General features: G+C 67.5%; 23 protein-coding genes. 5 read left to right on the plus strand and 18 right to left on the minus strand.

Features of this window, described 5'->3' with window-relative positions:
- Positions 1-99: 99 nt before the first annotated feature.
- The 7 genes from pgi to ACVCMG_RS10085 all read right to left on the minus strand — a co-directional run bounded on the left by pgi (position 100) and on the right by ACVCMG_RS10085 (position 9,776).
- The gene (pgi, locus tag ACVCMG_RS10055; protein ID WP_395120859.1) at positions 100-1,752 is read right to left on the minus strand and encodes a glucose-6-phosphate isomerase; all 1,653 of its coding nucleotides are present in this window, start codon (positions 1,750-1,752) and stop codon (positions 100-102) included.
- A complete protein-coding gene (tal, locus tag ACVCMG_RS10060; protein WP_395120858.1) occupies positions 1,749-2,852 on the minus strand; it encodes a transaldolase in 1,104 nt (367 codons plus the stop codon). The genes pgi and tal overlap by 4 nt, the downstream gene beginning before the upstream one ends.
- A 50-nt stretch (positions 2,853-2,902) precedes the next feature.
- The gene (locus tag ACVCMG_RS10065; RefSeq protein WP_395120857.1) at positions 2,903-3,604 is read right to left on the minus strand and encodes an HAD family hydrolase; all 702 of its coding nucleotides are present in this window, start codon (positions 3,602-3,604) and stop codon (positions 2,903-2,905) included.
- Positions 3,601-5,019, minus strand: coding sequence for a glucose-6-phosphate dehydrogenase (zwf, locus tag ACVCMG_RS10070; protein ID WP_447114027.1), 1,419 nt, complete (start codon positions 5,017-5,019; stop codon positions 3,601-3,603). Before zwf ends, ACVCMG_RS10065 begins: the two co-directional genes overlap by 4 nt.
- 128 nt (positions 5,020-5,147) lie before the next feature.
- The gene (locus ACVCMG_RS10075; RefSeq protein ID WP_395120855.1) at positions 5,148-5,807 is read right to left on the minus strand and encodes a class I SAM-dependent methyltransferase; all 660 of its coding nucleotides are present in this window, start codon (positions 5,805-5,807) and stop codon (positions 5,148-5,150) included.
- Between the two features lie 61 nt (positions 5,808-5,868).
- On the minus strand, positions 5,869-7,239 hold the full coding sequence (locus ACVCMG_RS10080) for a chloride channel protein (RefSeq protein WP_447114028.1): 1,371 nt from the start codon (positions 7,237-7,239) through the stop codon (positions 5,869-5,871).
- A 104-nt stretch (positions 7,240-7,343) separates the two neighbouring features.
- Positions 7,344-9,776: a S9 family peptidase gene (locus ACVCMG_RS10085; protein ID WP_447114029.1), complete on the minus strand. Its 2,433-nt coding sequence runs from the start codon at positions 9,774-9,776 to the stop codon at positions 7,344-7,346.
- Positions 9,777-9,927: 151 nt separating this feature from the next.
- Between ACVCMG_RS10085 and ACVCMG_RS10090 the strand changes: the two genes are divergently transcribed.
- The 4 genes from ACVCMG_RS10090 (at position 9,928) to ACVCMG_RS10105 (ending at position 14,608) form a co-directional block, all read left to right on the plus strand.
- Positions 9,928-12,021, plus strand: coding sequence for a prolyl oligopeptidase family serine peptidase (locus ACVCMG_RS10090; RefSeq protein ID WP_447114030.1), 2,094 nt, complete (start codon positions 9,928-9,930; stop codon positions 12,019-12,021).
- Positions 12,022-12,121: 100 nt separating this feature from the next.
- Positions 12,122-12,787, plus strand: a complete 666-nt coding sequence (locus tag ACVCMG_RS10095) for an alpha/beta hydrolase (RefSeq protein ID WP_395120851.1) — start codon at positions 12,122-12,124, stop codon at positions 12,785-12,787.
- Positions 12,788-12,851: 64 nt separating this feature from the next.
- Positions 12,852-13,904, plus strand: a complete 1,053-nt coding sequence (locus ACVCMG_RS10100) for a sensor histidine kinase (protein WP_447114031.1) — start codon at positions 12,852-12,854, stop codon at positions 13,902-13,904.
- Positions 13,904-14,608: a LytR/AlgR family response regulator transcription factor gene (locus tag ACVCMG_RS10105; RefSeq protein ID WP_447114032.1), complete on the plus strand. Its 705-nt coding sequence runs from the start codon at positions 13,904-13,906 to the stop codon at positions 14,606-14,608. Before ACVCMG_RS10100 ends, ACVCMG_RS10105 begins: the two co-directional genes overlap by 1 nt.
- Before the next feature lie 54 nt (positions 14,609-14,662).
- Here ACVCMG_RS10105 and ACVCMG_RS10110 read toward each other — a convergent pair whose 3' ends face one another.
- The 9 genes from ACVCMG_RS10110 to ACVCMG_RS10150 all read right to left on the minus strand — a co-directional run bounded on the left by ACVCMG_RS10110 (position 14,663) and on the right by ACVCMG_RS10150 (position 19,362).
- Positions 14,663-15,184: an N-acetyltransferase family protein gene (locus ACVCMG_RS10110; RefSeq protein WP_447114033.1), complete on the minus strand. Its 522-nt coding sequence runs from the start codon at positions 15,182-15,184 to the stop codon at positions 14,663-14,665.
- A 6-nt stretch (positions 15,185-15,190) separates the two neighbouring features.
- Positions 15,191-15,463, minus strand: a complete 273-nt coding sequence (locus tag ACVCMG_RS10115) for a hypothetical protein (RefSeq protein ID WP_447114034.1) — start codon at positions 15,461-15,463, stop codon at positions 15,191-15,193.
- 205 nt (positions 15,464-15,668) lie between these two features.
- On the minus strand, positions 15,669-15,908 hold the full coding sequence (locus tag ACVCMG_RS10120) for a hypothetical protein (RefSeq protein WP_447114035.1): 240 nt from the start codon (positions 15,906-15,908) through the stop codon (positions 15,669-15,671).
- A gap of 135 nt (positions 15,909-16,043) precedes the next feature.
- Entirely contained in the window at positions 16,044-16,418 is a 375-nt protein-coding gene (locus tag ACVCMG_RS10125) for a hypothetical protein (protein ID WP_447114036.1), read from the minus strand.
- Positions 16,419-16,451: 33 nt separating this feature from the next.
- Entirely contained in the window at positions 16,452-16,940 is a 489-nt protein-coding gene (locus tag ACVCMG_RS10130) for a YdeI/OmpD-associated family protein (RefSeq protein ID WP_447114037.1), read from the minus strand.
- A gap of 319 nt (positions 16,941-17,259) precedes the next feature.
- Positions 17,260-17,673 carry a nuclear transport factor 2 family protein gene (locus ACVCMG_RS10135; RefSeq protein WP_447114038.1) on the minus strand — a complete coding sequence of 138 codons (414 nt, stop codon included), beginning with the start codon at positions 17,671-17,673 and terminating at the stop codon, positions 17,260-17,262.
- A gap of 122 nt (positions 17,674-17,795) precedes the next feature.
- Entirely contained in the window at positions 17,796-18,377 is a 582-nt protein-coding gene (locus ACVCMG_RS10140) for a dihydrofolate reductase family protein (RefSeq protein WP_447114039.1), read from the minus strand.
- Between the two features lie 210 nt (positions 18,378-18,587).
- Complete coding sequence (locus tag ACVCMG_RS10145) at positions 18,588-18,788, minus strand: transposase (RefSeq protein WP_447114040.1); 201 nt, start codon at positions 18,786-18,788, stop codon at positions 18,588-18,590.
- 76 nt (positions 18,789-18,864) lie between these two features.
- A complete protein-coding gene (locus tag ACVCMG_RS10150) occupies positions 18,865-19,362 on the minus strand; it encodes a YxiG-like protein (RefSeq protein ID WP_447114041.1) in 498 nt (165 codons plus the stop codon).
- 136 nt (positions 19,363-19,498) lie between these two features.
- On the opposite strand from ACVCMG_RS10150, the gene ACVCMG_RS10155 reads away from it, so the two are divergent.
- Positions 19,499-20,569, plus strand: a complete 1,071-nt coding sequence (locus ACVCMG_RS10155; protein ID WP_447114042.1) for an IS110 family transposase — start codon at positions 19,499-19,501, stop codon at positions 20,567-20,569.
- A 352-nt stretch (positions 20,570-20,921) separates the two neighbouring features.
- Here ACVCMG_RS10155 and ACVCMG_RS10160 read toward each other — a convergent pair whose 3' ends face one another.
- Positions 20,922-21,143 (minus strand): GDCCVxC domain-containing (seleno)protein, encoded by a 222-nt coding sequence (locus ACVCMG_RS10160; protein ID WP_447114043.1) that lies wholly within the window; start codon positions 21,141-21,143, stop codon positions 20,922-20,924.
- On the minus strand, positions 21,125-21,523 hold the full coding sequence (gene merC / locus ACVCMG_RS10165) for an organomercurial transporter MerC (protein ID WP_447114044.1): 399 nt from the start codon (positions 21,521-21,523) through the stop codon (positions 21,125-21,127). Before merC ends, ACVCMG_RS10160 begins: the two co-directional genes overlap by 19 nt.
- Between the last annotated feature and the right edge of the window lie 70 nt (positions 21,524-21,593).

Below are 21,593 nucleotides of genomic sequence, written 5' to 3' on the forward strand. Positions count from 1 at the left end.
GATGGGAATGCCGTGCCTGTAGGAGCGCACTTGTGCGCGATGCTCTTCGTCACGTCACGAAAGGCGTCGCGCACAAGTGCGCTCCTACAAAGGAAAGCGTCAGGTGTGACCGTCGCGCAGTTGGCGGTAGCGGCGGATCAGGGTGTTGGTGGAGCTGTCGTGGGCGAGCTTCGGCTCGTCGGCCGCGGTCAGCTCGGCGATGGTGGTCTTGGCCAGTTGCTTGCCCAGTTCCACGCCCCACTGGTCGAACGAGTCGATGTTCCAGATCACGCCCTGCACGAACACGCTGTGCTCGTACAGCGCGATCAGGCTGCCCAGCACGCGCGGGGTCAGGCGCCGGGCGAGGATCGTGCTGCTGGGCCGGTTGCCGGGGAAGGTGCGATGCGGTGCCAGTGCCGCATCGGTGCCGGCGGCGCGCACTTCCCCGGTGGTCTTGCCGAACGCCAGCGCCTCGCCCTGGGCGATCAGGTTCGCCATCAGCAGGTCGTGCTGGTTGCCCAGCGGGTTGAGCGGCTGCGCGAAGCCGATGAAGTCGCACGGCACCAGGCGCGTGCCCTGGTGGATCAGCTGGTAGAACGAGTGCTGCCCGTTGGTGCCCGGCTCGCCCCAGTAGATCGGTCCGGTGGCGTAGTCCACAGCCGTGCCGTCGAGGGTGACGCGCTTGCCGTTGCTCTCCATGGTGAGCTGCTGCAGGTAGGCCGGGAGGCGCTTGAGGTACTGCTCGTACGGCAGCACCGCGACCGTGGCGGCATCCAGGAAGTTGTTGTTCCAGATCGCCAGCAGGCCCATCAGCACCGGCAGGTTGCGCTCGTACGGCGCGTGGCGGAAATGCTCGTCCATGGCGTGGAAGCCGGCCAGCATCTCGCGGAAATGTTCCGGCCCGACCGCCAGCATGGTGGACAGGCCGATCGCCGAATCCATCGAGTAGCGCCCGCCGACCCAGTCCCAGAAGCCGAACATCTGCGCGGTGTCGATGCCGAACTTCGCCACCTCGGCGGCGTTGGTGGACACCGCCACGAAGTGTTTCGCCACCGCCCCGCTCTTTTCGGGATCGGCGTCGCCCAGCGCGGCGAGGCACCAGGCCCGCGCCGCATGCGCGTTGGTCAGCGTCTCCAGCGTGGTGAAGGTCTTGGAGCAGACGATGAACAGCGTCTCGGCCGCGTCCAGGTCGCGCGTGGCCTCGACGAAATCGGTGCCGTCGACATTGGAGACGAAGCGGAACGTCATGTCGCGCCGGCTGTAGTCGCGCAGCGCCTCGTACGCCATCACCGGGCCGAGGTCCGAGCCGCCGATGCCGATGCTGATCACGTTGCGGATCGGCTTGCCGCTGTGCCCGCGCCATTCGCCGCCGCGCACGCGGTCGGCGAAGGCCGCCATGCGATCGAGCACCGCGTGCACGTCGGCGACCACGTCGCGGCCGTCCACCTCGATGCGCTCGCCGCGCGGCGCGCGCAGTGCCACGTGCAGCACGGCGCGGTCCTCGGTGCGGTTGATCCGCTCGCCGCGGAACATCGCCGCGGTACGCTCCGGCAGGTGGCAGGCCAACGCCAGTTCGCGCAGCAGGCGCAGCGTGTCGGCGTCGACGCGCTGCTTGGAGTAGTCCAGGTACAGGTCGACGTCCGCCAGCGCGAACGTCTCGCCGCGCCGCGGATCGCCCGCGAACAGGTCGCGCAGATGTTTGCGGCCGATGACGGCGGCGTGCTGCTGCAGCGCCTGCCAGGCCGGCAGTGTGGTCGGCAGCGGCTGGTTCATGGCATCGCCGGTCCCTGGCCCTTGTCGCCCAGTGCCGCGGCCTTGTCGGCGATCCGCTGCAGCAGCTGGTTCCAGGATTTGACGAAGGCCTCGGCGCCGTCGCGCTGCAGCTTGTCCGCCAGCGCATCGACGTCCACGCCGGCCGCGCCGACCTTCTGCACCACCGCGTCGGCGTCGCCGCCGTCCAGCGGCATCACGCCGTCGAGCTGGCCGTGCTCGGCAAACGCGTGCAGGGTCTTCTCCGGCATCGTGTTGATCGTGTTGGGTGCGGCCAGCGTGCTGACGTACAGCGTGTCGGAGGCCTTCGGGTCCTTGGTGCCGGTGCTGGCCCACAGCAGGCGCTGCGGCTGCGCCCCGGCGGCGGCGAGCTTCATCCAGCGGTCGGAAGCCAGCAACCGGCGGTAGGCGCGATAGGCCTGCCGCGCCACCGCGATGCCGAGCTGGTTGTGCAGCGCCTCGGGCAGCTGCTCGTTGGCGGCCACGTCCCAGCGGCTGACGAACAGCGAGGCCACCGAGCGCACGCGCGGATCGAGTCCCGCCTCGATGCGCCGCTCGATGCCGCGCAGGTAGGCCTGCGCCGAGGCTTCGTACTGCGCGCAGGAGAACAGCAAGGTCACGTTGATCGGGATGCCGAGGAAGATCGACTCCTCGATCGCGCCCACGCCCTCGGGCGTGCCGGGGATCTTGACGAACAGGTTGTCGCGCTTGCCGGCGGCGTGGATCTGCCGCGCCGCGGCGACCGAGCCGGCGGTGTCGGCGGCCAGCAGCGGCGAGACCTCCATCGACACCCAGCCGTCCACCCCGGCGGTGCGCTGGTACACCGGCGCGAACAGGTCGGCGGCGCGGCGCAGGTCCTCCAGCGCCAGCTCGATGAACAGCTTCTCGCCGGCGAGTCCGGCCAGGGTCTTGGCGTGGATGCCGGCGTCATAGGCGTCGCCGTCGCCGATCGCCTTGTCGAAGATGCTCGGGTTGGAGGTCAGCCCGGTGATCGAATCCTCGTTGATGTAGCGCGCCAGGGTGCCGTCGTCGAGCAGGGTGCGGGTGATGTTGTCCAGCCACAGGCTCTGGCCGAGGTCGTGCAGTTGTCGGGTCGCTTTCATGCTTGCTCCGGAATCGCTTCGATGTGTCGATCGCCCTGCCGTCGCCGCGTTCACTCGGCCGCGAGCGCGATGGTGGGCGCGCTCGGCAGGAAGTCTTCAAGCTTACGCCCGCGCAACTCGCCGATGCACGCGATGGTCTGGTCCGGCGGCGGCTCGATGCGCTCGTGTTCACCTTCGGCGGCATAGTGGCCCTGGCGCACGAACACGGTGGTGATCCGCTCGCCCAGCTGCCGCTTCATGTCGGCCAGCAGCTGCGGCTTGTCCTCCACCATCACGTAGTGGGCGGCCGGGTAGCGCTGCTGCACAGCCACCAGCATGCGCTGCTTGTGGATGTAGATCAGCACCTCGCCGCGCACCGCCGCCCAGATCCCGGCACGCTGGATCTTGCGCGGCTGGAACACCACGTCGCCGTCGGAAAGGATCGCCGTGGGTGCCAGCGTGCGCAGGTGCGCGATGGTCTCCAGCGCGTGCGGGTACAGCCGTTGCTCGAACGGATACTCCAGCAGGTACTTCGACATCTGCAGCAGCGCCGGCTCGTTGTCCAGGCCGCTGCGGAAGCGCTGCAGCGTTTCGAGATAATCGGCATAGCCGCACTCGTCGCGGCGCTGCCGGTAGAGCGACCAGTAGCGATCGCGCTGGTCGTTGCCGAAGGCCGCGGCCAGGGTGTCGCCGAGGTCGGCACCGAAGCGGTCGTTGTCGAGCAGGGTGTTGTCCACGTCGAGCAGGAACACCAGCGCCGCGGCCTCGCTCATGACGTGCGCTCCGCGTGCTCGTCGAGCACCGGGTTGTGCCAGCCGCCGTCGGCGGCGATCAGCGCGTCGGCCTCCTTCGGGCCCCAGCTGCCGGGGCGATAGGGGATCGCCGGGTGGTGGTTCGTCAGCACCGGATCGACCACTTGCCACGCCGCCTCGACCGCATCCTCGCGCGTGAACAAGGCGCCGTCGCCGGCCATCGCGTCGCCGAGCAGGCGCTCGTAGGGCAGCTCCTCGCCGGCCTGCTCGTCCATCAGGAACAGCTCGCGCTGGTCGCCGACAAACTCCTTGCCGGCACGCTTGACCCGCGCCGCCAGCGCCATCGCGGTGGTCGGCGACACGCGCAGGCGCAGGTAGTTGGCGCGGCCGGGGCGGGTCACCGCGTCGTCGAACAATTGCTGCGGCGGCGCCTTCAGCATCACCATGATCTCGGCCACCGTCTCGGGCAGGCACTTGCCCGAACGCAGGTACCAGGGCACGCCGCCCCAGCGCCAGGAGTCGATGAACAGCCGCAACGCGCAGTAGGTCTCCACGTCCGAACCCTTGGCCACGCCCGGCTCCTTGCGATAGCCGCGGTACTGGCCGCGCACCAGGTCGTCGGGCGCGAGCGGACGCATCGCCTGGAACACCTTGGCCTTCTCCGCATGCACCGCCTCGAAGCCCTGGTAGGCAGGCGGCTCCATCGCCAGCAGCGCCACGATCTGCATCAGGTGGTTCTGGATCACGTCGCGCAGGCAGCCGGCGCCGTCGTAGAACGCGCCGCGCCCCTTCACCCCGAACTGCTCGGCCAGCGTGATCTCCACGCTGGCGATGTGGTCGCGATTCCAGATCGGTTCGAGGAACGAGTTGGCGAAGCGGAAATACAGGATGTTCATGATCGCTTCCTTGCCCAGGAAGTGATCGATGCGGAAGATCGCCTCGTCCGGAAACACCGAGCGCAGCGTGCGGTTGAGCGCGCGCGCGGAAGCGAGATCGTGGCCGAACGGCTTCTCCACCACCACCCGCGCGTCGTCGGCGCAGCCGGCCTGCTGCAGCCCCTTGACCACCGTGCCAAACAGGCTGGGCGGGATCGCCAGGTAATGCAGCGGCCGCTTCGCCTTGCCCAGCGCCTGTTTCAGCCGGGCGAAGGTGGCCGGGTCGGCGTAGTCGCCGTCGACGTACTGCAGCCGTGCCGCAAGCTTGTCGAACACCGCCTTGTCGAACTTCTCGCCGTGCTCCTTCGCCGCCTGCCGCACGCTGTCGAGCGCACGCTGGCGCAGCTGCTTCACCGTCCAGCCGGACAGCGCCACGCCGATCACCGGCACCTCCAGATCGCCGTCGCGCGTCATCGCCAGCAGCGCCGGGAAGACCTTCTTGTAGGCCAGGTCGCCGGTGGCGCCGAAGAAAACCAATGCATCCGAGCGGGGTGTCGCCATCGTGGGAGTGTCTCCGGTGAGAGTCGGGGTCGGCGGTCGGACGGCGGTGGAACGGGTGCCGGGCGAGAGCCGCATCGCGGCGAGTGTGCCCGCGCACGGGTGAAGCTGGTGCAAAAAGCGCGTCGCGATCAGCGCTTGCGCGCCAGGCTGAGACCGTCGCCCAGCGGCAGCATCGACAAGTCGATGCGCTCGTCGTGGTGCAGCTTGTCGTTCAATGCCTGCAGCGCAAGGGTGTCGGCGTCGTGCGCGGGTTGCGCCACCGCGCCGCCCCACAGCACGTTGTCGATCGCCAGCAGGCCGCCGGGGCGCAGCAGGCGCAGGCAGCGCTCGTAGTAATCGTCGTAGCCGCTCTTGTCCGCGTCGATGAAGGCGAAGTCGTAACTCCCGGCTTCGCCGGCGGCCAGGCGCGCGTCCAGCGTCTCGCGCGCCGGCGCCAGGCGCAGCTCGATCTTGTGCGCCACGCCGGCGCGCGCCCAGAACGGCTGGCCGACCGCGGTGAACTCCGCGCTGATGTCGCAAGCCAGCAGATGGCCGTTTTCGGGCAGCGCCAGCGCCACCGACAGCGCGCTGTAACCGGTGAACACACCGACCTCGATGCAGCGCCGCGCACCGATCAGTTTCACCAGCAAGGCCATGAACTGCCCCTGCTCCGGCGAAATCTGCATCTGCGCGCGCGGATGTTCCTGCGTCGCCTCGCGCAGCGCCACCTGCTGCGGATGCTCGCGCAGCGAGTGGTCGAGCAGGTAGCGATAGAGCGTGTCGTCCAGGTTCAGGCTGCGGCGGGACATGGCGGTGCTCGAAGCGCGAGGGGAACCCCGATTCTATGCCCGCTGGCCGAGTGCGCCACGCTCAGGGCAGGCGCTCGTCGTCGCGTCGCCCCAGCTGGCGTCGCCGCCTGGTCCACCAGCGCAGCAGGCCGTACGACAGGCGCACCTTTTCCTGGCCCACCGGCAGGTCGGCGCGGGCGAAGATCCACGACGACTTGCTGAAGGCGATCTGCTGCGCCGGATACACGCTGCGATGGCCGATGATCAGATACGCCGCGACGCAGGCGCCGGCCACGTACAGGGTCGAATCGGAGCCGAACAGTTCCACGCCCATCAGGATCGCCGCGATCGGCGCGTTGGAGGCCGAGGCCACCACCGCCACCAGTCCCACTGCCGCGCCGAGCGCGGGCGCCAGCCCCAGCATCGGGGCGAACGCGCCGCCCAGCACGGCGCCGATCACGAACTGCGGCGTCACGATGCCGCCGTAGAAGCCCGAGCCCAGCGTGATCGCCACCAGCAACGCCTTCCACAGGAAACCCAGGGTCGGCATCGACTGCCCGTCCAGTGCGCGATCCATCAGCGGCAGGCTCAGCCCGAGGTAATCCGTCGGCAGCACCAGGAGCAGCAGCGCCAGCACCACCGCGCCGGCCATCGGCAACAGCGGCGGCCACAGCGCGTAGCGCTCGCGCAGGGTGACGAACGCGCGGCGGATGGTCTGCAACAGTTCGACGAACACCCACGCCGCCGCGCCGCAGAGGATGCCGATCAGCACCGTCTTGAGGAACAGCAGCTCGGTGAAATCGCCGACGAAGGCGATGCGGTAGACCGGATACGGCACGCCGAGCGCCTTGCTGACCTCGAACGCGGTGACCCCGGCGACGATGCCGGGAAACAGGAAGTCGTGGCGGATGCGGCCGATCGCCAGCATCTCCACGCCGTAGATCGCCCCGGCGATCGGGGTGCCGAACACGCTGGCGAAACCGGCGCTCACGCCGCAGGCCAGCAGTCGCTTGCGCAGCTCCGGGTTCAGGTGCAGCACCCGGCCGATGCCGGCGGCGAGGCTGGCGCCGATGTGCGAGCACGGCCCTTCCTTGCCGGCCGAGCCGCCGCAGCCCAGCGTGATCAGCGCTGCCACCGGCTTGATCCACAAGGTGCGGAACGGCATCTTGCCGCGCTGCTCGTTGACCGCCACGATCGGCGAGTCGTCGAAGTTGCTGCGTCGCAGGCGATAGCCGTAATGCAGCAGCAGGCCGTTGGCCAGGCCGCCGGCCAGCAGCAGGCCGGCCTGCGCCCACCACGAGATCGCGTAGGTGTGCCCGGAGGTGGCGAACAGCGCGCGCAGGAACAGGCTGCAGCCCACTCCGATCACCGCGCCGGTGACGATCGACAGCACCAGCCACTGCACCACCGTCGCCAGCATCACGAGCGGTTCGGCGAGGCGGAGGCGAGGCATCGGGTGGTACCGGACAGGCAGGGAGGCCGCGCATTGTAGCCCGCCGCGTCGCGGTGCCCCGTGCCCACCGCCCGCCGTTCCGGCGGGCGGTGACGTTCAGTGCCTCAGTGCGCGCGCTCGCGCACCGGCTTCACGTAGGTGTCGAACAGCTCGTCGATGCGGCGGTATTCGTCGTACCAGGAATCGGCGTGGACGAAGCCGTGGCGTTCCATCGGGTACAGCGACATCCAGAAGTTCTTCTTGTGCAGCTCGATGAAGCGCTGGTACAGCCGGATCGTGTCGCTGGCCATCACGTTGTTGTCGATCAGGCCGTGCTGCATCAGCAGCGGGTCGCGCAGGTTGGCGGCGTACTCGATCGGCGAGCTGGTCTTGTACGCCTCCGGGTCGAGCTGCGGGTCGTTGAGGATGTTGGAGGTGTACTCGTGGTTGTAGCTGGTCCAGTCGGTGACCGGACGCTGCGCCGCGCCGGCGGCGAACTCGCCCGGCGCACGCAGCAAGGCCATCTCGGTCATGAAGCCGCCGTAGCTGCCGCCGTAGAGGCCCACGCGCTGCGGATCGACACCGTGGTGCTTGACCAGCCACGCCTTGCCGTCGAGCAGGTCCTCCAGCTCGGGGTGACCCATGTTGCGGTAGATCGCGGTGCGCCAGTCGCGGCCGTAGCCGGCCGAGCCGCGGTAGTCCATGTCCAGCACCACGTAGCCCTGCTGCACCAGCAGGTTGTTGAACATCTGCTCGCGGAAATACGGCGTGGCCTGCAGCGTCACGTCCTGCAGATAGCCCGCGCCATGGATGAAGATCACCGCCGGGCGCGAGGCCGGCGCGGCGGCCTCGTCGGCCGGGCCGTAGTACTTGGCATACACCACCCCGGCGCCGTGCGAGGAGGGCACCTGGACGATCTTCGGCGCGATCCAGTCGTGCGCCATGTAGGCGCTCTTCATGGTGTGGGTGAGCTCCTTCGCGGCGCCGCCGGCGGCGTCCACCACGGCGAGCTGGTCGAACCGGTAAGGCGAGCCGTGCAGCACGGCCAGCTGCCGGTCGTCCGGCGACAGCACGAAACTTTCCACGCCCTGGAGCTGCGTCAGCCGGCTCAGCTCACCACCGGCGGAAGGCACGCGGTAGACGTCGTAGCTGTACGGCGCAACCTTGTTGGCCAGCACGTAGAACCACTGACCGTCCTCGCTCAGCTGCGGCGCGCTGACCTCGAACCTGCCGGCGCCGGTGAGCGCGCGCGCCTTGCCGTCGAGCGGCTTGGCGTACAGCCGCGAGTAGCCGTCCTGCTCGCTCAGGTACCACAGCGTGCGGCCGTCCTTGAGCCAGCCGAAGTCGTTGAAGCTCCAGTTGATCCACGCCGGGTCGGTCAGCCGATGCTGGCTTGTCAGCACGTGCTGCGTGAAATCGACGCTGGCGATCCAGCGGTCCTTGTTGTCGATCGCGCGCAGTTGCACCGCCAGGTTCGCGCCATCCTCGCTCCACACCAGGCCGCGCAAGTTCACCGTGACCGGCCGTACCTCGGGCGCCTTCAGCGCCTTGGCCTGGTCGGCCTTGCCGGCCTTCTCCAGCGCGGCCACCGTCTGCTTGCGCAGCGCCGCGAGCGGATCGGTCTTGATGCCGGGCAGCGCATCGGTCGTCAGCGGGTAGCTCTTGTGCTGCGCCAGGTCCAGCAGCAGCAGCGACTGCGGTGCCGGGTCGGCGCGGCCGACGTAGCTGCGCGCGTCTTCCGCCTCGGTGTAGCCGCTGTCGGTGACGTAGTGGTTGACCACCGAGGCCTTGCCGGCCTTGTATTGCTTGGGCTCGGTCACCAGCAGCAGCCAGCGGCCGTTCGGCGACAGCGTGCTGTTGACCGCCTTGATCTTGTCGCCCAGCCAGAACGGCCGCGGCGCCCGGCCGGCATCGGCCGCCTCCAGCGCCTGCGCGTGCTCGCGCACCGCTTCCTTGTCGGCCTTGATCGCGCGCAGCGTCTTGAACAGGTCCAGCTGCAGCTGGCCGAGGTCGTCGGGCTGCTTCGCCTGCGGGTCGTCGGCGAACTTCAGCTCGGCCACCGGCGCGCTGACGCCCTTCGCCAGGTCGTAGCTGTACCAGTCGTTGCCGGCGCGGTACTGCAGCGCGCGGCCGTCGGCGGAAAACTGCGGCGCGGACTCGCGCTGCGTGGTCAGGGTGACCTGGCGGCGCCGGCCGCTGGCCAGGTCGACCAGGAAGATGTCATCGTGCAGGACAAAGGCCGCGTGCCGGTGCGCACGATCGAACACCGCCGGGCCGTCGGCGCCGGCCATCGCCGCCGGATCGAGCTTCACGCTGCTGCCGCTGGCCGGGTCGACGCGGTACAGGTCGCGCACCGAGCTGCCGTCGCGCTTCAGTTCGTAATAGAGACTGCGGCCGTCCACGCTCCAGTAGGGATTCTCCACCGGCTGTCCCATCCAGTCGGCGTCGGCCATGATGGTTTCCAGGTCCAGCGGGGTGGACGCGCCGGCAGTCGGCGTGGCCGCGGCGGCGGGAAGCGCCAGCAAGGCGGCGAGGGCGGCGAACAACAGGCGAGGCATGGTGCTTCCCCAGACAAAAAAAATCAGCATAACCGAGCGTGGGGACCGGTTGCCGTCATCTGTGCCGAAAGTCAGGGGCGGCTCGCGCGGTGCCGCGGGCGATTGGCGCTAACCTTGGATGTCGATCCCACGCCTGTCTCCGGAGTACGCCATGCGACGTCGTCTTGCACTGGTCCTTGCCGCCACGGCGGCGTGCTGCAGCCACGCCGCCGCACCGCCCGCGTCGCCGACGCACACGGCGGCCAGCGTGCTGCATGGCGTGCAGGTGCCTGATCCGTATCGCTGGCTGGAAAACCCCGCCGACCCGGCCGTGCAGCAGTGGATCGCCGCGCAGAACTTCCACACCGAGGCGACGCTGGCCGCGATGCCCGAAGGCAAGGCGCTCACCGCGCGCGTGCAGCAGCTGGCGATCACCTCGACCACGCGCTCCGGCCCGGTGCTGGCCGGCGGCACCCTGTTCTATCTGCAGCAGACGCCGCCGCAATCGCAGCCGGTGCTGGTCGCGCAAGCCTGGCCGGAGGGCGCGGCGAGGACCCTGGTCGATCCGAACGCCGACCACGGCGGCACCGCGATCACCGGCTACTGGCCCTCGCCGCACGGGCGCTATCTGGCCTACGGCACCGCCGAAGGCGGCAGCGAACTGACCACCCTGCACGTGCTCGACGTAGCCAGCGGCAAGACACTCCCCGACACCCTGCCCTGGGCCGGCGGTGGCACCACCCCGCAGGGCGTGGCCTGGGATACGGACGAGGCAGGCTTCAGCTATGTGCGCTTCGCGCCGCCGGCGGCGGGCCACGAGGTGGTGCAGTTCAACGCGACCCTGGTGCATCACGCGCTGGGCCGGGCCGCCGATACCGACACCGTGGTGTTCGGCCGCGGCTACTCGAAAACCGCCGAGTACGTGCTGGTGAACTCGCCCGCCACGGCGCAAGCCGCGGTGCTCGCCTACGACGGTGATGGCGGCCCGGCCGAAGTGTTCCTGCGCCACGGCGCCGCATTCACGCGCGCACTCGATCGCCGCGCCAACGTGCGTACCGCCGCGTGGGTGAATGGACGGCTGTACGTGGCGTCGTTCGACGATGCGCCACGCGGCAGGATCGTGGCCGTCACCGACGACGGCAAGACCGTGCCGGTGCTGGCCCAGCGCGACGGCGCGATCCAGCAGATCGCCCCGCTCGGCGACGGCTTCCTGGTGGTGCGCAGCCAGGGCCCGGACTGGTGGATCGAGCAGTACGACGCCGGCGCGAATTTCGTGCGCCGCGTGCCGCTGCCGGCGCAGGGCATCAGCATCGGCGACATCGCCTCCGAGTCGGGTCGGCCCGAGGCCCTGATCAGCTACGCCGGCTGGACCACGCCCACCCGCTGGGCGGCATACGACGGCAACCGGGGCACGCTGAAAACGGTGTTCGCGGTGCAGCCCGCCGCCGATTATTCGAAGGTGGTCGTGCAGCGCATCGAAGGAACCTCGAAGGACGGCACCAGGATCCCGGCCACCGTGCTGTCGATGCCCGGCATCACGCCCGACGGCGCGCGACCGACCATCCTGTACAGCTACGGCGGCTTCGACATCCCGATCAAGCCCGGCTTCATCGGCGCCAACCTGGCCTGGCTCGAACACGGCGGCGTGCTGGCCTACGCCAACATCCGCGGCGGCAACGAGAACGGCCAGCAGTGGCACGCGCAAGGCCAGAAGCTGCACAAGCAGAACGTGTTCGACGACTTCCACGCCGCCGCACTGGCTCTCATCGACACGCATTGGACCGACCGCGCCCACCTGGGCATTCTAGGCGGCAGCAACGGCGGCCTGCTGATGGGCACGCAGATCGTGCAGCACCCTGCCGACTACCGCGCCGTGGTCGCACGCGTGGGCATCTACGACATGCTGCGCCACGAGACCGACTTCGCCAACGGCCCGTACAACATCCCCGAGTACGGCAGCATCGCCGACCCGGCGCAGTTCAAGGCCACGCTCGCGTACTCGCCACTGCAGAACGTCACGCCGCACGCTGCCTACCCGGCCGTGCTGATGACCACCGGCGAGAACGATCCGCGCGTGGCGCCGTGGCAATCGCGCAAGTTCACCGCCGCGCTGCAGAACGCCACCTCCTCGCCCCAGCCGATCCTGCTGCTCACCCGCATGCACGCCGGCCACGGCATCGGCGCCCCGTTCAGCCAGCGCGTCGGCGACACCGCGATCACCCTGACCTTCTTCGCGCACGAGCTGGGGCTGCCGGCCAGGAAATAGCCCGCCGCCCGTCGCGGGAGCCCGCTGGCGGGCTCCTGCGCATCGAGGCGGGGAACGCGACTGCTACGATGGTGCCCGTCTTCCACCATCCATCCGCCTCATGATCCTCCCCGCCGTCGAACACGAGACCGCCGCCAACCCCACCCACAGCATCATCTGGCTGCATGGCCTGGGGGCCGATGGCCACGACTTCGCGCCGATCGTGCCGGAGCTGGTCGACCCGGCGTGGCCGGCGCTGCGCTTCGTGTTTCCGCATGCGCCGGTGCGACCGGTGACGATCAACAACGGCATGCCGATGCGGGCGTGGTACGACATCGCGGGTTTCGACGCGCGGGCACCCCAGGATGAGGCCGGCGTGCGTGCGTCGATCGCCGCGGTGGAGGCGCTGATCGCGCGCGAGCACCAGCGCGGCGTGCCCGCCGGGCGGATCGTGCTGGCGGGCTTCTCGCAGGGCGGCGCGATCGCGCTGGCCGCGGGCCTGTGCCACGCCCAGACGCTGGCCGGGATCGTGGCTCTGTCCACCTATCTGCCGATCGCCGAGGTGGTGGCGCGCGAGCGCAGCGCCGCCAATGCCGCGACACCGATTTTCCAGGCGCATGGCAGCGCCGACCCGGTGGTGGTCATGCAGCGCGGCATCGACTCGCGCGATCGTCTGCAGGCGCTGGGTTACGCGGTGGACTGGCACAGCTATCCGATGGCCCACGCGGTCTGCGCCGAGGAAATCGCCGACCTGCGCCGCTGGCTGGGCGCCCGGCTGGCCGCCTGAGGCGGCGTGCAGGACGGGCACCGCCCGCCGGCTCTCGCCCGAACGCATGCGGCATACTTGCCGCATGCCCGAACCCACGCCCGCCAGCGACGCCCGCGGCCGCGCCGAACACAGTCCGCTGCCGGACTTCTGCCAGCTGCCGGCGCTGTTCGCGCTGTTCGTGGTCGGCGCGCTGACAGTAACCGTGATGTGGCTGGCCCGCGACAATCGCCAGGACTGGCCCGCCTACAGCGTCAGCATGTTCTTCGTGACCTGGCTGGCGATGGTCGTGGCGCTGACGCTGTGCAAGCTGCGGCACCTGCTGCAACGTCTGCCCGGTCACATGCCGTACGTCGCGGTGTGGCTGCTGATCGTGCTGATCGTGCTGCTGGCCAGCGCCATCGCGCGCTGGCTCGACGGCGCACTGCAGACCGGCCTGATCGGCAGTCCGATGACGGCCTTCGTGCGCGACAACACGATCGTCGCCGCCCTGCTCGGCGCCGCCATGCTGCGCTACTTCTACGTGCTGGCGCAGTGGCAGGCCCGCCTGGCCGCAGTCGCGCGCGCGCAGGTAGAGGCCTTGCAGGCGCGCATCCGCCCGCACTTCCTGTTCAACAGCATGAACACCGTGGCCGCGCTGATCCGGGTCGACCCCGCCGCCGCCGAGCGCACGGTGGAGGACCTGTCCGAACTGTTCCGCGCCGCACTGGGCTCGCCCGATCGCGGCGACGGCACGCTGGGCGAGGAGCTCGCACTGATCGAGCGCTATCTCGCGATCGAACAGCTGCGGCTGGGCCCGCGCCTGCGCATCCGCCGCGAACTGCACGAGCTGCCGGCGGACTTCCCGCTGCCGCGCCTGCTGCTGCAACCGCTGGTCGAGAACGCCGTGCGCCACGGCATCCAGCCGCTGCGCGAAGGCGGCGAGGTGGTGCTGCGCGGCGCGCGCGACGGTGACGGCATCCGCATCGAGATCAGCAATCCGCTGCCGCCGCAGCCGGGCGCGGCGGGCAACGGCCACGGCCTGCGCAGCGTGCGCCAGCGCGTGGCATTCCGCTACGGCCCGCGTGCGGTGGTCGAGGCTGCGCCGCAAGGCGATCACTATGTCGTCATGCTGCGCCTGCCGAGGGCATCGCCGTGATGCGCGTGCTGATCGTCGACGACGAACCGCTGGCCCGCGCGCGCATGACCGCGCTGCTGGGCGAATGCGGCGACACGCAGCTGGTCGGCACGGTCGCCGACGGCGAGGCCGTGCTGGCCGCGCTCGACGAACTGCAGCCCGACGTGCTGCTGCTGGACATCAACATGCCGGGCATCGACGGCGTTTCCGTAGCGCAGCGACTCGCCGGCAGGGCACGGCCGCAGGTGATCTTCTGCACTGCGTACGAGGCGCACGCGCTGCAGGCGTTCGAGCTTGGCGCAGTGGATTACCTGCTCAAGCCGGTGCGGCTGGAACGCCTGCGCGATGCCCTGCAGCGTGCGCGGCGGCGCCTCGACGACAGCCCGCGCGAACCGACCGCCTTCCTGCACGGCCGCCTGCGCGGCGAGGAGGTGCGCATCGCCTTGCACGACGTGCTGTGCCTGCTTGCCGAGGAGAAGTACGTGGTCGTGCAGCACGCCGGCGGCGAGCTGCTGATCGAGGAATCGCTGCGCCAGCTGGAGGAAGCCTGGCCTGACCAGCTGATCCGCCTGCACCGCAATTGCCTGGTGCCGCGCGCGCGACTGGTCGGGCTGCGCAGCCTGGCCGACGGCCGCGTGCTGGCCCGCCTCGACGGCAGCGAACACAGCCCCGAGATCAGCCGCCGCAACCTCGCCGCGGTGCGCCGCTGGCTGCGCCTGGGCTGAGCGCGCGCGTCGAACGCGGGCACGCGCACACCGCCAAAAAAAGTGCCGGGCACGTTACCCGCAAACCACCGGCCTGACCATGACGACATCGCGCTGCGGATCGCCCCCGAGCGAAAAGATGTGGTCGCCCACCTCCACGAACCCGAATTTCCGGTAGAACGACATGGCCCTCGGGTTGCGCTCCCAGACACCGAGCCACACCACGTCCGCCCCCCGTTTCCCGAGTTCGTCGATGCACGCCTGCATCAGTCCCTGCGCAACGCCTTTGCCATGCCATTCCTCGGCAACGTAAAGACGCTGGACCTCGCCCGGACTCCTCGCGGAAACGCAATCCGGCGCCGCGCTCCGACGCACCTGGGCATAGGCGATCAAGCGGCCGTCAGCTTCGCTCACCAGCGTGACCATGCCGGGGTCCGCGATCTCGGCCGCCTGCACCCGCTCGCCGTAACTGCGTTGGCAATGGAGCTCCATGTGCTCGACCGTGTTCATGGCGCCGAACGTCGCCCTGAAAGTAGCCTCGGCCAACCCGGACAGCTCCCTGGCGTCACCAGCGCGAGCTTTGCGCAGCATCGGCATCAGCGGTCAGGCCAGATCCGCAAAGTACGCCATGGCAGCGAGAGCCACGACACCCAAGACCGCCAGGGTCACCCAACGTGTCAGCATTCGCCGCTTTTCCCGGGCCGCCTGGCGCTGCGGCACATGGTCGGCCGTCTGCTTCTCTAGCGACTGCATTATCGCCTCGATCCGCTCGAAGCCTTCCGCCTGTGCAATCGTGCCCGCTTCGATCTGGCCAGTGATCCGCTGGACTTCTGCGAGCGCGGCGTTCTGCCGTTGAAGGTAGTCTGATGTCTTCACTGCCTTTCCTTTGTGGACCAGCGTGTGGGATGGACGAAGCGCGGTTCTTCCCGCGCCCGTCGGGATGGGAGATCGGGTGCGGAACTCCCGATGGAACCAGCCAGAACCATCATGCCGGCGAACGAACGCCGCGAGAACAGCCGTTGCCCCTGCAGCACCCGACGCTGGAGTTGACCGACGGCGAAGCTCTTCGCTGGATGCCCGGTCAACCGGCTGCGTTACGGGACGGAGCCAACGGATCGTTGCCCGAGATGGCGCGATGAACGCGGTGGAGGCCACGCGCGCCAAGCCCGAACAGGATCAGGCCGGCAACGGCAAGCGCCTCCACCAGCAAGGTGGGATTGCCGAGCGCGAGTGGACGCGGAAAGAGCCCGAGGGAGATGGCACTGAACGTAAGCAACGCGGTACCGGCGACCAACAGCAGGGCCGATTCGACAACCTTCATGTGCAACTCCCCTTTGCGGTGGAAAGAAAGACGAGCCCTCCTCCCCCTTTCGGTCCCGAGGGCCATGATGGTGTTGCGACACGACCGTCAGCAGAAGAGAAAGTCTTCATGAGCACTATAACCATGAATGAACGGTCAGCCGCCACGACTGGCCCGCGCTCTTGCCTGGATCGCGCCGATGACCATGCAGATGATGGACGGCCAGAAGGTTAAGAAGGCCAGCAGGCCGGGCCCCACCGGGTTCGGGTTCGGGTCGGGCCAAAGGCCGATCGCCGCAAACACGATGATGGCCAGCAGCGGACCCGAGCCAAGCACGAACATCCAGAAGCCGACCTTGAAAAGGCGATTGGCAAAGTATCGATTCATGAGCAGCTCACCTTCGGTCAGGCGGCGTGCAGCCCCTCGCACGCACGCCCGGACAAGCAGTTGGACATCCCATCCGGGGACATCACCGGTGCGGTCCACCCGTACCGTGACCGCGCTGCGCCAAGCTCCCACCTGGTCAAACACGTCGAACCGCACCCGTACGGATGCGGCGATCGGTCACGGATGCACCTTCTCATGGCGCGCCAGCATCTCCACGAACTGCGCAATCTTCCTTTCGCGCGTCGCCGCCATCTTGACGGTCTGGATCCGATACAGCACGGCATACCGGTTCCGGCTGTCGAGCGAGTCGAAGAACTCCCGGGCTGGCTGGTTGCCGTCCAGGGCAGCCTGGAAATCGTCCGGCACGGTCGCGGTGCTGGCCGAGTCGTACGCGGCGCCCCAGCGCCCATCCTTCCTGGCGCGCTCGACTTCAAGCAGGCCGGCCGGCTCCATCTTTCCCGCTTCGATCAGGGCAAGCGCCTTCGCCTTGTTGATCTTCGACCAGGCACTCCTGCCGGACCGCGGGGTGAACTTCTGGAGCCAGTACTGCTCGTCGTGGGCCTGTTTCTGGCCGTCTATCCAGCCAAAGCAGAGTGCCACCTCGATGGCTTCGTCATAGGAGACAGACTGCACGCCCGCCACCTTTTTCGCGAGCTGAAGCCACACGCCCGGGGATTTCCCATGGTTCGCCCCCAGCCACGAGGCCCAGTCACGCCGGGTTTTGAAGAGCCGGGTCGGAAGGGTCGCGGGGGAGGAACGTCGGGAGCTCATGGGTTGCCAATGACCCTAACCAGGGACACCCGGCGCAGCTCCTTGAGCTCGGCCGTCACCGCCTGGTCCACCGCCACGCCCTTCGTCATGATCCTGCCCTCGCGCGCCCATTTGCGCCAACGAGACAGCATGAAGGGATGGATGTAAAGCGAAGCAGCGACGTCCTGCGCGCGCGCCTATCCGGTCGGCTGGAGTGGCCTTGTCAGGCATCGCTTCATTTCCCTTTTACGTAACCCATTGCTTCAACAATGCGTCCGCCACAGACCCGCATCAAATTGATGCCCCGGATCGAACTTGCGTCGTCCGTGCCCCAGCAGTAACGCCATCTGATAACCGCCCGTTCACCGACGACAAATACCTCTTCGCGCACGAACCGGGCACTCGTCGAACTGGCGATGCCTTGCCAATTCGCCAAGCACGCAGCCTTTCCAAGGAGGCGAGCACCGTTTGGGGCGGGGTGGGTATTCTCAATGACGCAATCATCAGCCACGAGATCTTCCATGGCTTGTGGATCGTGATGATCGAACGCCTCGTGAAACTTGCGGATGACGTCCTTTGTCTCGCTCGCCACGTTATTCGCAGGCCCTAGAATCGCGATCTGATCTGGGGCAAGGGATGGATAGTTCATAAACTTCTCCTTGAACGGGCATTGCGATGCCTGGCACCTGAATTCTGCCGCCACACGTAGCGGGTTCGTCTTGAATGGTCAGGCGTCACTCCACACCGTTGGCTCATGTCAATCCTGTCTGGTCATCCGGCCTTCAAAGGCCCAACGACCTTGTAAGTACTGAGGATGACGCCGGAAGGCATTGCTTCCGTGTCGAGGAGCTCGAATGAGCATGCCGGAGTTCTCTCCGCAAAGAGGCGCTTCCCCCTGCCCAACAGAACCGGATAGACGATCAGCAGGAGATCGTCCGCAAGCCCATGTTCGAGCACCGGCGACGTAAGCGTGGAGCTACCCCAGAGAATCAGGTCCGGGCCGGCCTGCGACTTGACGCGGCGAACACTTTCGACAATGTCCGGTCCCAAGCCCTCGAACGGGCCCCATTCGAGACTCTCGGGACGGTGGGTAGCGACATGTTTTGTTGCCGCATTGAGGCCGTCCGCCATCGGACTGCTCGGTGCCTTTGGCCAAAATTCCGACCAGATATCGTAGGTGCGACGACCAAGCAGCAGATCGAAGCGCTCGCCCAGCGCGGCCGTCAGCGCATTCCGGCCGGTGGGGGTTCGATAGGGCGTGGTCCAGTTGCTGTAAGGGAAATCGCCGTCATCGGCGGAGTGCTGGATCACGCCGTCCAGCGAGATGTGTTCGATGATTCTGAGCCTTCTCATTTGACTCTCCGGATTCTGGAGTTCTGCGACGCCGATGTACGAACGACTCGGCATGCGACCATACGACGAACCATAGTCGTGACTTTCGACAGTTCGAGGTGCTGGCTAACCCGAATAACCTGGAGCAGAGGCTGGAAGACCTGGACGACGTTTCCCCGACTTTCAGGTACGCGCCATCGGTCACCCAGACCTGGTTGGGCCCACTCACCGTCAGCTCGTGAACCTGGTTGCCGACACTGGCGAGAAGCGATCCACGCCCGGGCAACGCCGATACAGATCGGCCGAGCAGCCACGGACGGCGTGGTCACGCATTGGACGTTCGACCCGCCGCCGGCCTACCGCTTCGCCGTCTTGCCGCAGGCCGGCATGGACACGCGGGCTGCCATACGTCTGCCGGCTTTCGTCGTGCACCCGACGGATACACCCAAGCAACCGCGCAAGGTGTCCACCAAAGCGTGGGAACTGTCCCGTCCGCTCGGATGGCTGGTTAGCCGCCGGGCGCCGGCAGCGGGACGATGCAACTTGAAACGGTAGAAACTTCGTCGCTGATCTTTCGAGTGCGCAGGCTGTGGAACACAAGAGTGATGCAAAAGCGATCAGTCTGAATCTTGACCTCGTACATGGGCTTTCCGAGCCGACGGGACCACTCATCCGCTTTGCTGGATGGCTCAACTGCGCTTATGCCGGGCCAAGCCATGGACCAACAAGTACCCCAAACGTAACCTTCGGGCTCACCCGCCTCCAGCCAAGACTGGTAGACAACGAATTCTTCGCCCCACGACTCAGCCCAGACGTCATCGGCTACGGCTGTGGTGTAGACGAAATCGGTGACATGGGTGAACTGCAACTGGTGCCGCCCAGGATCTTTGCCCATCGATACTTCGATGAGAAAGGAATAGTCGCGGCCATGCTCGACAAAGGCGTGATCCATGACGCCAAAGTCGCAGTCGGGTAGCCATTCAAACACATTTTCGAGGGGGTGCATTTGAGGTAGCCAACGCTGGAGTTAAGCGGCGCCGAAGCCGTCCGCCTTGGACGAGTAAAAAGAGACTTCCTCCCCTTACGGCCTCGAGGGCCATGATGGTGTTGCGACACAACCGTCAGCAGAAGAGGAAGTCTCCATGAGCACTATAACCCTGGGTGTGGACTTGGCGAAGAACGTGTTTTCGGTGTGCGCGATGGATGGCGCCGGACACGTGCTGGAACGACGGGAGTTCAAGCGTGAGGTCTTCGCCGTGTGGCTGGCGCAGCGGCCGGCGGGGACGGTGGTGGCGATGGAAGCCTGCAGCGGGGCCCATCACTGGGCACGGCGGTGTGAAGAGTACGGACTGCGGCCGCGGCTGATGGCTGCCCAGCTGGTCAAGCCGTACCGCAAGAGTCAGCGCAGCAAGAACGACCGCAACGACGCCGAGGCGATCGCCACGGCGGCGCGCCAGGGCAACATGCGCTTCGTGCCGATCAAGACCGTCGACCAGCAGGCGCGGCTGTCCTGGCACCGGGTGCGCGAAGGTTACAAGGCGGAGAGTCTGGCGATCGGCAACCGCCTGCGCGGCCTGCTGGCCGAGTTCGGCATCGTGATGGGCAAGAGCGACAAGGCCCTGCGCCGGGTGCTGGCCGATCTGGATGCACACACGGCGCTGCCGGCGCAGTTCAAGGCGTTGATCCGCAGCGTCGACGCCCACTGGACGCAGGTCCGCACGGCCTTCGACGCGTGCGATGCACGCATCGAAGCCCATGCGCGGGATGACGAGCGCTGCGTGCGGCTGCGCGCGATCGTCGGCGTCGGCGCACTCACCGCAGACGCGATGATCGCCAGCCTCGGCAAGGCGCAGGAATTCCGCAACGGTCGGCAACTGGCGGCGTGGCTCGGCATGGTGCCGACCCAGCACTCCAGCGGCGGCCACACGCGGCTGGGCGCGATCAGTTGCCGCGGCGATGGCTACCTGCGCACGCTGTTGATCCAGGGCGCGCGCAGCAGCCTGCAACGGGCCAAGGCGGTCGCCACCGAAAAGGCCACGCCCGAACAACTCTGGATTCGATCCCTGGCGGCGCGGCTGTCCTTCGGCAAGGTGCTGGTCGCCATCGCCAACAAGCATGCGCGCCAGCTGTGGGTGATGCTGGCCCACGACGTGGACTACGATCCCTGCGCCAGCCAGCGCCACCCGATGCATCGCCCCGCCCAGCTCGCCTGAGGAACCTCTTCTTTCGATTCACGGTCAGCGCTACGCGGCAACAACGGGTCAGACCCACCCGGAGAGAACCTGACTAACATTCTGGCCGTCCAAACGTGCTTCGGCCGATCCCCGAGCACCGACGACACCGCTGAACGAATGAGGTCTCCGGGCGCGGTTTATACCCTGGTCCGAGCCGGCAACATCGACTCAACAAGACCGTCTAAGGAAATGCAGTCTGGCAACGTTCGACGCCGCATCCCACTGACCACGCAGCACACACGAAGCACAACACGACCACCGGCAGTCGCCCGAAAGCTCAGGGCAAAAGCATCATGCGCCCGGGGTTGACGGGAAGTCTCCTAAGGCAATGTTAGGTGCCGCCGCTGCAACAGGAACTGCCCTGCTGGATTGGCGGACACTTGACGGTGCCGTAAGAACAATACACGCAGCAATCGCCCGGCAAAGGCTTGAGCACGGCATGGCAAGTGGTGCACTCATAGAACCACTGGCACGCATTGGTCGGCATGGTTTCGCAGGCACTCGCACCACACTCTGGGCAAGTAATGACCGACTCTAGTTCGAGGTTGGACACTGGACAGCTCGGGCGGGGCGCAAGAGGTCGAGAACTGACATGACGAGCATCAGGGCAATGCCCGCATAGAACAGATAAATGCTCCAGTCGTAGCTCCAAAACAGGAGCAACGCGGATAGAATGGCGAGCGGCCCGAGAACTGAGAGGACACCGCGTGCAAAGCGGCGGTGCCGATACCACGCCCATGCGTTCACGATCAGCGCCAGCACTGCCAGGGCCGGGAGCAAGGTTCTGAACAGGAAGCCCTCGTATTGTCCGAGAAAGCCAAGACCGATCGCGGCACCCAATGATCCAAGCGCTGGGAAGCAACCGGCACAGGACATGGCCGCGACGAGCGACCCCAAGCTGCTTGTTTTGTCCAGTACTCGTGTGACGCTCATGCTCTTTCCTTCACTTGGCGAAATTGTTTGTGCGGCACCTAACGTAGCTGTAGAAAAACTCCCTCGCAGC

This window comes from Rhodanobacter sp. UC4451_H18 (assembly GCF_052978225.1).